This is a genomic window from Paenibacillus sp. RC73, assembly GCF_044908085.1.
In the GTDB taxonomy this organism is placed as follows: domain Bacteria; phylum Bacillota; class Bacilli; order Paenibacillales; family Paenibacillaceae; genus Paenibacillus; species Paenibacillus terrae_A.
The window spans coordinates 17704-31283 of the sequence record NZ_JBIYCV010000022.1; the positions used below are offsets into that span (position 1 = coordinate 17704).

Here is a 13580-nt window from a genome sequence, read left to right on the forward strand (position 1 = left end):
GTCAAAAGTTAAGCTCTATCGCGTCCATGTCTACGATAGGTTGGGCCTCTGCTTGTTGCAATTGAATTTCATTGATTTTAATGGAGACGTGTTGGGCAACCACTGAAAGAATATGTGTATAATCAGCGACAAGCTTGTCAATCATCTGTTTTTTGAAAAGGCTGGTGCTATATTCAAAGTTTCCGTAAATCCTGTTTCCATCCTCATGCATGTACAGCGTCAAATCAAATTTAGCCACGGTGGTGTCACCTAGATCATACGGCTCCATTCTTAGAGAACTGCTGTGAATTGCTTCAGCATTCATGTTTTGCAGGACAAAAAACGTATTAAACAAAGGATGTCGATTGGCTGGTGCCGAAATGCCCAGACGGTGAATCAGCTGCTCAAAAGGGTACTCCTGGTTTTCATAGGCTGACAGCATAGTTTCTTTAACATGGCCCAAATAATTGGTGAATGTCAGTTCACCTTGAGGATCTGTGCGGATTGCCAAAGTATTTACAAACATGCCAATGAGCGGCTCCATATCCACGTGGGTTCTACCCGCAACAGGAGTTCCTACAATAATATCTTCCTGACCGCTGTATTTGGACAGAAGTATCGTATAAGCAGACAGCAAGATCATATACAGGGTTACTTTTTCGTCCTCTTCCATTTTGCTTATCGACCTTGTTAAAGCTTCATCCAGCTCGAAGGACACGACTGCTCCCTCTGGATTCCATACAGTCGGACGGTTAAAATCCGTAGGAAGTTCCAGTTGCGGTGGAATTTCGCTAAACCTGTTCAGCCAATAAGCTTCTTTTTTCGCGAGTTGATCCCGGCGGAAATGTTCCGTTTCCCACACCGCATAATCTTTGTATTGAATACGAAGCGGCGGCAACATCTCCCCTTCATACAGGCTGACCAGCTCACGCACGAGAAGGTTCATGGATACTCCATCAGATATCAAATGATGCATGTCAAATAACAAAATATGGCGTTCCCGTTCAAGCACGATGATAGATGCTCGAAGCAGCGGTGCTTGCCTCAGCTCAAACGGCCGAACGAAATGACGAACATAATCCACCTTTTTTTCCTCCCCGACAATGTCGATGGAAAAAGGAACCTCAGCGTGCACCCGCTGTCTTGGCAGCCCCTGAATGAACTCAAATCCCGTGCGGAGCGACTCATGTCTTGCTATAAGCAGTCGAAATGCTTCTTCCAGACGAGCGATATCCAGCTCTCCCTCAATGACCATACCACTTGGCATGTTATATCCAGTTCCGCCGCTTTGGGATTGGGCTGCCAAGTATAGCCGTGTTTGCGCTGGAGAAAGCGGATAGTGCTCTTTGCTTGCCGCCACCGGAATCGGGATATAGATTTGCTGCTCCAGAGCCGAGATGTATTGCGCCATTTGTCCCAGAATCGGATGCTGGAATACATCCCTGATTTTTAACGGTATATTCATGCTCTTTTGAATTTTGGAAACCAGTGTAGTTGCTTTCAGAGAATGGCCTCCAAGCTCAAAAAAATGGCCCTCCAACCCAATCGGTGACAAACCAAGAACTTCCTCCCATATTCCACATAGCTGTATTTCCAGTGTTGTTTGTGGGGCAGTATACCGATCCTGCATAAAGTCCACTTTATCAGGCTCCGGGAGAGCCTTGCGATCCAGCTTTCCATTGGATGTGACAGGCAGATGGTCAAGCTGCATGACAAAAGAAGGTATCATGTAAGCTGGAAGCTGTTGGGACAGGGTTTCCATAATCTCGGAAGCGGATATGGGAACAGCTGCTGTAAAGTATCCGCACAGGAAAGGTTCACCTGTATGGTCCTTCCTCGCCATGACGACAGCTTCATGTACATGCGGTACTTTTAGCCACATCGCTTCGATTTCACCAGGTTCAATCCGGTAACCCCGGATTTTCACTTGATGATCGATACGCCCTAAATACTCCAGATTTCCATCGGGCAACCAGCGAGCCAAATCACCGGTTTTGTACATGCGCTCTCCGGAAGCATACGGGCAAGCAACAAATTTGTCTGCCGTCAGCTCAGGACGGTTGATGTAGCCACGAGCCAATCCGATTCCGCTGATGCATAGCTCTCCTGGAACTCCTATTGGCTGCAAATGATGATCCGCATCTACGACATACAGCTTGATGTTATGAATCGGTTTTCCTATAGGTATTTTCCCTGGAGCCACGCCTTCCGGACAATCATAGTAAGATACATCAATGGCTGCTTCCGTCGGACCGTACAAATTCACCAGCCGTGTCCCGTTAGGTTCTCGCAGCAGTGAATTGAAGCGGCTAACATGCTGTGGTTTCAGCGCCTCTCCACTGGCAAATATCCAGCGCAAGCTGTGTAACGATATGTCCTGGATACTACTTGCCACACCATCCAGAAAAACGGACAGCATGGAAGGAACAAAATGTAGCACCGAAATCTGATAGCGATCTATGACCTGAGCGATCGTAAATGGGTCCTTTTCCGCTCCCGGCTCCAGAAAAACAACACTTGCCCCTTGAGTTCCCCACCAGAACAACTCCCATACAGACACATCGAAGCTAAAGGTAGTCTTCTGCAAAATAACGTCCTTATCGTTCAGAGGATAACTGAATTGCATCCAATGGATCCGGTTTATGACAGAACGATGCTCAATCATAACCCCTTTTGGATGACCGGTCGTACCTGAAGTATAGATGACATACGCCAAATCTTCAGGACCGGCAACAGGAGTCAAATTGCTGTCATCCTCCTGGTAACAGCCCGGATCTTCCAAAACAAGACAGCAGCCTGTAAAGGAAGTTTGTGGCTGAAGATGAGCCTGCAACAGCATTACAGTTACGTCTGCATCGTGCAGCATGTAGGCTATGCGTTCCTCAGGCAGCAGCGGGTCAATCGGCATGTAGGCCCCGCCAGCTTTAAGTATGGCAAGCAGCCCAACCATCATTTCCAGCGATCTATCCGTCATCAGCCCGACGATTTGGTTGGGTCCAGTTCCGTTTAATCTCAACGTCCTTGCCAACCGATTGGCCTGTCCGTTAAGTTCCCGGTACGTGAATTGCCGATCCCCCGCTATCGCAGCAACCTGGTCCGGTGTCTGCACCACCTGTTCTTCAAACCATTGATGAAGGGTCAGATTGGACGGATATGCTCTATCCGTATGATTGAACTCATCTAATATCTGTGTCTGCTCATCTTCTGTAATACAGGTCAATGCTTGTACAAGAAAAGTCGGGCACTGTGCGACCTGAAATAATAATTGCAGCAGATGACCACCCAATCGTTGCACATCTTCTTCCGCATAAGCCAGCTCGTTATACTGAAAACGGAAGGTAAGCGTTTCTCCGGGAACGATTATGAGATTAAAATCATAGCCTGTATATTCATCAAGTGAAGCATCTGTTACCGTCAATGTACCGGAATTATGATGACCAGCATTTACTTCTTCCATCTCCTGCTCTACTGGATAGTTTTCAAACACCAGCAGGTGTGTAATTACACTACGAGATACGCCGGACTGGGCCTGTATTTCATACAATGGATATGTGTCGTAAGCATGAGAGGCTATAGCCATCTGCTGAGTCCGAGCCATTACTTGATCGAAAGTATCTGTAGGTTCACAGCGAACACGCACAGGGACCGTATTAATGAACAAGCCAACTATATGTTCAACTCCCGGGATTTCAGCGGGTCTGCCGGACACAACGCTTCCAAATACCGCATCCTGATGACGATTCCACTTTTGAAGCAGTATTCCCCACGCCGTTTGAAGCAGTGTGTTTAAAGTTACCTTATGCTCAGCGGCAATCTGCCTTAAACGGGCAGTTAATTGTGAATCGACTGAGAGGGTCCATTGCTGCGGATCATACGCATTCGCTTCAAACGCTTTGGTTGCTGTCAGCTTGCTTCCTGGAAGAAGTGTCTCCCCTTCATATTGATGCAAGTAAGTTTTCCAGTAAGTTTTTGCTGCCTCCTCATCTTGCTGTTCCAGCCATTCAATATACGTCGTGTAGGGTACTGCCTCAGGCAAACGGGGTTCCCGTCCCTCCTGTGCCGCAGTGTAGATTTCCAGCAGTTCGCGGAGGACCAGCGGTACACACCATCCGTCCATGAGGATATGGTGAAAACTCCAAATAAAACGATAAGCTGTGTCACCAGTACGCAAAACCGACATCCTGACAAGTGCATACTGTGACAAATCAAAGCCCCGAGACGCATCATCCCTTGTGTAAGCATCTATATAGCCTTCACGATGCTCTTTGTTCATCCCCCGGATGTCTTGTTCATGAAACTCAAAGTTCCTTTGCCGATAAATAACTTGAAAAGGCATATCGCTCCAGCCACTGTAAAAGTTAGTACGGAAAATAGCATGTCGTTGCGTAAGCTGCTGTAAACTTTGCTTCATTAAAGAGATATCCAAATTCCCCTGGATATTAAAATTTGCTTGTTCAAAATAAGCCCCGGACTGCGTATGAAGCTGGCTGTGGTATAACATGCCTTTTTGCATGGGAGTTAACGAGCATACATTTTCGATCTCTCCAGTATCCGCTGTATACTTCACCAGTTCATCAAGCACAGGAATCGTCAATCCACGGAATGAGACATCACTTGGTGTTATCTCTGTACGTGTATGGGCCGCACAGTGTTGTATGACTCTACAAAGCTCCGTCCGCACATATTCACCAAACAGGCGCACAGTCTGTTCGTCATACTGGTGATCACTGTATCCTATGGACAGGGTTAAGGCACCGCCGGAAATAATGCTGTTTAAATCCAAAGCATAATGTCGCGGATGATTTTCACTTTCCAACGGACCGACGCTATAAGATGATGGACGAAGCGATTGCTTATTCAAATCCTGATCAAATTGACCAAGATAGTTAAAGCTGATTTCCGGTTTGCACAGGACATTGCGTTCCGTCTGTCGGGCGTACAAATATTTGAACAGACCATAGCCAATCCCTTTACGTGGAATCTGGCGAAGCCCTTCTTTCACATGTTTAATATGGTCCGATAGTGTATGGTTCCGGCTGATATCCAGCAGAACCGGATATTGGCTCGTGAACCAGCCAACCGTCCGCGTCATATCCAGATCCGGAGAAATGGCTTCACGTCCATGGCCCTCCAAATTAACTATAACCTGCTCAAAGCCGGTCCAACGCTGGACCGCTAATCCGAGTGCAGTTAATAACAGATCATTAATTTCAGTATTGTATGCTTGATGCGTTTTCTTTAATAGCATCTGTGTCTCTTCTTCGGTCCACTGTACAGTTACCACCGCGTTGTCAGCCATTCGTCCATTATCCGCCTGTCTGTCCTTAGGTAAAGAAGATACAGACAAGGCTTCCATGCGTTCCCAATACTCGCGTTCTTCCTGTAAATGCGAATCATTGGCATGCACGCTAAGCCACTCCGTCCACTCCCGGTACGAGCTTGTCTTATATGGGAATTGGATACTCTCCCCTTTAAGCGCCTGGTCATATCCTGTTCCTATGTCTTCCAGCAAAATACGCCATGAAACCCCGTCCACCACTAAATGATGAATGGTGATGAACAAGTGATCGCCTTCTGCGCATCGGAAAAGAGCAAGTTTTATAAGAGGACCGTTGCACAAATCCATGCTCTCCTGTATCTGCCACACCTTTTGCTCTATTGAACGAGCAGGGTTCTTTTCGCGGGTGAAATCGTAGGTATAAAGGCAAAACGTTTCTCCCTCATTGCTTCCCCGATTCCAAGCTTTATAGCCTTGCCCGCTCTCCCGGAATACCGTGCGCAGCGCATCATGATGACATACCAGCTGCGACATGACTTTACGTAGCGCAGTTTCCTCAAACGATTCCGCACGGTAGAGCATGACAGACTGATTAAAGTGATGAACATCCGTAGTCATCTGTTCATAGAACCAGTGTTGAATCGGGGATAATTTCATCTTCCCCTGTACTTCCCCTTGATCAACCGTCCGGCTTATTAACTGGATGTAAGGACTTAATTCCGCAATAGTCGGATACTTGAACAGCTCCTTCATACCAACCTTGTATCCTGCTTGATACAATCTGGAAGATACCTGAATGGATTTAATGGAGTCTCCTCCCAGATCAAAAAAATTATCGGTAATGCCCACTCTCGAGGCACCAAGAACATTTTCCCAAATGACAGCCAAAGCAGCTTCCGCTGGCGTACTCGGTGGTACATAAGCTTTATCGGTATGCACCATAGTCTCGGGAGAAGGCAGAGCTTTGCGGTCAATTTTCCCATTTGGTGTGAGCGGCATTCGTTCTAACTGAATAAAATGGGATGGTATCATATATGTGGGCAAATGCAGGGCAAGCTGCTCTCTCAAGCCGGCTGCCGTCACACGTTGTTCTGCCACCACATAAGCGCAAAGCTGCTGTTGCCCTGCTCCATTTTCTCTGGCAATAACTATTGTTTCCTGGACTGAAGGGATTTTCATAAGCTGTAATTCCACTTCACCCAGCTCAATGCGGTGTCCTCTGATCTTCACCTGATGATCTGCGCGTCCCAAATATTCCAGATCGCCGTCAGGAAGCAGACGGGCCAAGTCTCCGGTTTTATACATTTTTGCACCGGACACGAATGGATGCTCCACAAATTTCCCTGCTGTTAGCTCAGGTTTTTGTAAATAACCCCTGGCTAATCCGTCGCCAGCTACATACAATTCGCCGGGCACGCCTACAGGCATTAGCTGCTTCCGGTTATTTAATACGTAAGCTTGCAGTGTCGGGATGGGTTGTCCGATATTGCTTTTACCAGATTCTATCTCTTGCTCTCCAATTTCCTTGTACGTGACATGCACGGTCGTCTCTGTAATGCCGTACATATTGATTAATTGTATCGCTGGATATCTTTCTCGCCATTCCTTGAGTATCGCAGGACGGAGTGCTTCCCCGCCAAAAATGATTTTCCGTAAATGCAGCATAGTCGGACTGTGCAAGAACTCATCCTGAATGAGCTGTGCAAAATAAGTGGGCGTCTGATTCAGAACTGTAACCCTTTCAGACAGAATCAGTTTTCTGAGCTCCTGCGGATTTTTAGCCGTTAAAGTCGGTACGATGACCAATTTACCCCCGTTCAGCAGTGCCCCGTACATCTCCCAAACAGAGAAGTCAAAACAATAGGAATGAAACATCGTCCAGGTGTCTTCCGCTCCAAAGTCAAACCGGTTTTGACTGTTAAACAACAGCCGTACAACATTTTTGTGTTCAATTAGAGTCCCTTTAGGTTGGCCCGTAGTTCCAGATGTGTAGATTACATAAGCAAGTGCTTGCGAATGCACGGGATATTGAGGATTAGAGTGAATCTCAGCATACGAATGTGCATCGTCCAGCAGCAGAACCTTTACATTGGCAGAAGTACCAACCTTCGCTTGAAGATGGCTTTGTGTCAAAATAACCTGAACGCAGGAATCATTCATCATATACTCAATCCGTTCCTGCGGGTATTCAGGGTCTATAGGAACATAGGCGCCTCCAGCTTTCAAGACGGCCAAGATTGCAACGATCATGGCCGGAGAACGATCAACCAGTATACCAACTAAGTGATCGGTAACTACTCCCTCCGCTCTTAATGTTCTTGCCAGCCGATTAGCCTGCTCATTTAGTTGTCTGTAGGTTAAGCATTGATCTTGATATACAACAGCAGGATGATCTGGTCTGAGACAGGCTTGTTTCTCAAACAAGCCGTGAATGGTCTCTTCACGTGGGTAATCTGCTTGTGTGGTATCGTTTAAATAGGTCAAAAGTTCTTGCTGCTCTGCGGCAGACAGTATGTCCATTTGGCCTAATTCCAGTCCAGGCTGATCCATCATCAATGTAAATATGCCGATAAAGTGCTCCATCACTTTGCGCATATAAGATTCGTCATACAGCCTGCTATTGTATTGGAGGGACATCTCTAGCGTCCCCATGTTCTGGCTGAACGTGAAGATACTATCGGTTATTGCCATATCACGGAACTCGGAAGCATGTAATTCACGAAGTGACACAACGGTATGCACACTAGGCATACCGTTCTCAGCAGTCGGTAGATGCAGATGCTCCGTCATTTTGTGAAAAGGGAAATTCTGATGCTTAATGGACTCATTAACCGACAGGTTGACCTCCCTTAACAGCGATCGGAAAGTAGAAGAATCGCTTATTTCTACTTTTAAAGGCAGCATTTCCTCAATATATGGATACATTTGCTGATGAGCCTGTGTAGTCGGAATTCCTAAAATGAGGTCCTTTTCATTAGTGTATTTGAACAGCAGCCCGCTCAAGCCAGTTAAAACAATCAGATACACTGCCATATCCGAATCCTTAGCCATAGACAATACACGGCTGGATATTTCGGAAGGCAAATCAGTCTGAATTGTTGCCCATGCTGGCTGCCCTCCGTTTTCCGGGTGACTGTAGGGAAATGTTGTCATCCGACTGTCAGAATCAAAACGTCCGCTCCAAAATATGTCTTCTTTTTCAAATCCGTTCATTGCGGCCCTCTCCTTGGAAAATTGTTGGAAGTACAGTGAAATCAGTCTACCCATACCGTTTTGGTAAAGATGTCTTAAATCGAGATTTCAATCAGTCCAAGCTCATTTTCATCCATTTCACTCAATGAAATGTCCATTAATTTCCTTCTCGGGTCAGTAGATATGGCAATCAGTATAAGAAGCAGATCATTGGACATGCGCTCCATCGTTTTGGCCTTGAAGAGACGAGTACCATATTCAAAACTGAATCGTAAGCCCTGTTCATCAGCCGTCGCATATAAGGTTAGATCAAATTTTGCGGTATTATAGGCATTAGTGTATGGCGTAAATGTCAGTGACTCTATTGCCAAGGTCGTCTCCTCTGTATTTTGAAGTACAAGCATCGTATCAAATAATGGAGTCCGGCTAATGTCCCTTTTTAAATGGAGCTTGTCCACTAATTCCTCAAATGGATAGCTTTGATGCTCGAAGGCACTTGTCATCGTATCCTTGACCTCTTGGAGAAGCGTGAGGAATGATTTCTCTGCTGAGGGATAATTCCGAATAGCGAGTGTATTTACGAACATACCAATTAACGGCTCCGTATCTACATGCGTCCTGCCCGCCATCGGTGTACCCACAATCACATCCTCCTGCCCACTGTATTTCGCAAGCAATACCGTATAAGCTGCCAATAATATCATGTGGAGGGTTGCACCTGTATGTTTCTCCAGGTTCATAATGCCTTGGCTAACCGTAATATCCGCCTCAAATTGAAACTCTTCGCCTTCATGACTTTGCACAGGTAACCGTTCATAATCTGTTGGTAATTCAAGCTTAGGTAAATCACCATTAAACATATTAAGCCAGTATTTTGCATGCTTGTTCATCTCTTCATTTTCAAGATGCTGTTGCTGCCAAACGGCATAATCCTTGTATTGAATAGTAAGAGGAGGCATCGATTTACCCTCATATAATTCAATGAATTCTTTCATGAAAATATTTATAGAAATGCCGTCCGAAATCAGATGATGCATGTCAAACAACAGCAAATGCCGACTGTTGCCAAGCGGGACAATCCCGGCACGCATTAAAGGAGGCCGATGAAGCTCAAAGGGCCGGATAAAGTTACTTATTATGACGTCAACCGCTGTTTCGCCAGCAGTTATTTGCTCAAGGTCAAACACTGCTTCTGCATGCACATATTGCACAGGTTCCCCTTCAATTGCCTCAAAGCCCGTTCGCAAAGGCTCGTGCCGTTGAATCAATTGCCTCAACGAATATTCCAGTCGATCTACATCCAAAGCCCCTTCCACAATCAGCACAGCAGGCATATTGTAGGCCATTTCTCCACCTGTAGACTGGCTTGCTATAAACAGCCGCTTCTGTGCGGAAGAAACAGGGTAATACACACTCTCCGGGGCTTTCGGTATAGGAGTATACGATGTACGGTTCTCCATCCGGTCTACATACCCCGCCATGTCTTCAATTGTCGGGTATGTGAAAATATCCTTGAGTGTAACTTTCGCATTCAGTTCCTTATGAATTTTGGCTACAAGTTGAGTTGCTTTAAGTGAATGACCGCCGATATCAAAGAAATGATCCGTGATGCTCACTCGTTCTCTTTTCAATATGTCAGCCCATATCGCTGCAAGCAGCTGTTCCGTATGTGTGCGTGGCGGAATGTAGACTTCAGCTGACTGCTGATCTGCGGCTGGTACAGGCAATGCCTGGCGATTGATTTTCCCGCTGGTTGTCCACGGCATACGATCTAGTTGTATTACATAGGAAGGAACCATGTATGCAGGCAGATAACGTGCAACTGCTGTACGTACATCTTTGGTGGAGAGGTGTTTCCCTGCTGTAATATAAGCGCATAAAACCTTGTCCCCGTCGCCATCATCTCTTGCCAGCACGATCGCTTCCTGAACAGATTCCAGCTTAAGCAGTATGTTTTCGATCTCACCCATTTCAATACGGAATCCCCGGATCTTAACCTGATCGTCCAGACGGCCAAGACAGTACACATATCCTTCTGGCCCAAAGACCGCCAAGTCTCCGGTGCGATACATTTTCGCGTTCGGTTCGGTCTGGAACGGGTCCGGCACAAAACGGGAAGCGGTTGCTTCCGGTTGATTCACGTATCCTCTTGCCACACCAGCTCCCGCAATGTAAAGTTCGCCTGCGATTCCAATAGGCTGCGGCTGTAAAAATTCATTTAAAATGTATAGACGAGTATTGAGATTGGGCGTACCGATAGGGATGCTATTTTCAAAGTGCTGATCATGACACAAGTAACTGGCAACTTCAACGGTTGCTTCAGTAGGCCCATAGGTGTTATACAACTGCGATCCATTCGGGATTGTCAGCACATCATAAAATTGCCGGGCTAATGACGACGACAGCATTTCGCCCCCAACCGATATATATTTTAATGTTGCAAGCTGATCTGCTGCGCTGTACTCGCGAACATAATCTACAAAAGCTTGAAGCATGGAGGGTGCGAATTCGAGATGTGACACCCCGTATCGTTGGACGGCGGCTGTGATAGCTGCCGGGTCTTTCTCTTCTCCGGGCTCCAGTATACTGAGACAAGCGCCCTTTAGCATCCACCAGCACAATTCCCACACAGATGCGTCGAAAGAGACAGAAGTTTTTTGCAAAAGTACATCTTCCGGTTCAAGTGGACCCCGTTGTTCTAATGTATGAAGAAAATTCAAGACGGAACGATGCTCTACCGCCACGCCTTTAGGCTGGCCGGTTGACCCCGATGTATAAATGATATAAGCCAAATTAGAAATGGAACAATTGCATACCAAATTGTGGGAATCCTCATCACCGCATGGCGTGTGATCAACTATTATGCTCTCTCCAGCAAAGTTTATATGGTGCTGCGTATGATAGTCCGTCAGCAAAACCGCTGCCCCCGAATCCTCTAGCATGTACTCGATTCTGCTCGCCGGATATTCTGGATCAATGGGTACATATGCCCCGCCCGCTTTCCAAATGGCCAGCATACTGAGAATGACCTGGGGTGAACGCTCAAATAGCATAGCTACAGGGTGATCCTCACGAACGCCTGCTTTTCTTAATGTGCGAGCCAACCTGTTGGCTTGCGCGTTTAATTCTGCGTAAGTCATTTGTACCTCACCATATACCAGTGCGATGCGCTCTGGTGTTCGGGCTGCTTGCGCTTCAAAAAATTGATGAATAAGAATATGTTCCGGGATAACTGCCGCTGTATTGTTAAAGTGTTCAAGAATATTTTGGGATTCCTCGCATGTCAGTATATCCAGCTTGCGGATTACAAGGTCTGGTAAATTGGTAACTTGGGTAATTATACGCTCTAGATGTCCCTTCATCCTTGCCACATGTGCATGGCTGTATGTCTCTGTGTTGTATTGAAATTCGATTTGCATATTTTCACCAGGAACGACACTTATCATGAAATCATAATTAATTTGCTCAGATGTCTTGACGTCCAAAATCTGCAATGATGTTGCTTCCAGATCACTGCCTTGTATCAGAGCCTGTTCAATCGGGTAATTTTCAAAAACCATAATATGGCTGATTAACTTTTGTTTTTGCTCTGTTTGTGCCTGAATTTCATATAGCGGGAACGTCTCATAGCTGTGTGAAGCAACAGCTTGTTGTTGTACGATACGGATGATTTCAGAAAAAGTCTGATCTGGACTGCACTGAATACGAACAGGCACGGTATTGATAAACAAACCGATCATGTCCTGAATTCCGGGCAAATGAGGCGGTCTACCAGATACAACACTGCCGAACACGACATCAGTGGTATTATTATATCGCTGCAGCAGCAGGCCCCACACCGTTTGCATCAAGGTATTGACAGTAACATGCTGACGGATGGCTGTGTTTTTTAATTTAGTTGTCAGGTCTTCTCCCAAGCTCCAAGCCAGCTTCGCTTGATATGGCGCCCCAACAGGAGACGCTGGTAAAACGGATGATAGGCTGGTATGCCCTTCATAACCTGCCAAGTAATGTTTCCAGTAATCGGATGCCTCCTTCTGATTCTGCGCTCCAAGCCAGTTCACATAGCTGCTGTACGGAAAAACTTCTTTCAGCCGGGGAGGACGACGCTGGCTGATCGCATCATAAAGCTCAAACAGTTCTTGTGTAACCATCGGAATGCACCAGCCATCCATTAACATATGATGAAAGCTCCAGATCAAATCGTATTCATCAGGACCTGATTGCAAAACCGTAAACCTCGTTAGCGGGTCTTGCTCTAGATCAAAGCCTCTTCTTCGGTCTTCAGCCGCCAAATTGAACACCCTATCGTTTCGTTCTGATTTATCAATGCAATTGATGTCCTGATAAACCAGATCAATTCGGCTTTTTTGAAATACCACTTGCAGAGCTTCCTTGTTCCAGCCACTATAAAAGCTGGTTCTGAACACAGCATGTCGCTGTCCTAATCTGTTGAGACTTTGAGCAAGAATATCCATATCCAGATGACCCTCCAAATGAATGATCATCTGTTCAAAATAGGCCTCCGATTGGGAATCGAGCAAACTGTGAAACAACATGCCTTTTTGCATCGGTGTCATCGGATATAAGCTCTCCAATTCACCCAGCTGTTGTGTAGATTGGATCAAACGGTCCAACTCGGAGATTTCCATTTCAGAAAACGATACATCACTAGGTGTGAGTTCTGTTCCTTCTTTAGAAATACAATGAAGTATAATTTCCTGCAGACTCGTTCTCAGGCAGTTGCCAAGCTGTTCTATGGACTCCTTCTTGTACTGGGTGTGGCTATAGGAAATAGTCAGCGACAATTTCCCCTCATAAACCATTCCGTGTATCTCAAGAAGGTACGTACGAACATGACGCTCGCTTACAGTTAGGCCGCCATGATACGGTGATGGTCGCATATGACCATCCGGCTTCAAATCATATTGCCCCAGATAGTTAAAACTGATTTCCGGTGTTTGGCCAGCCGGTCCATCCTCGGTCTGATCCGAGGTGTAGCGCAGCAGCCCATACCCTATACCTTTGTTGGGAATCCGCCGCAGCTCCTCCTTCACCGTCTTGATTTGCACGGATAATGCCTGCCCTGCCGGAAAGGAAAGCCGTACCGGATAGCGACTGGTGAACCATC

At 46.2% G+C, this 13580-nt stretch carries 1 protein-coding gene and 1 pseudogene; both read right to left on the reverse strand.

The features are described from left to right. Position 1 precedes the first annotated feature (1 nt). Positions 2-8533: pseudogene (locus tag ABH897_RS26910) on the reverse strand (amino acid adenylation domain-containing protein); the annotation flags it as partial. Between the two features lie 11 nt (positions 8534-8544). After that, on the reverse strand, positions 8545-13580 hold a 5036-nt coding region (locus ABH897_RS26920; RefSeq protein ID WP_404592936.1), incomplete at its 5' end, for an amino acid adenylation domain-containing protein.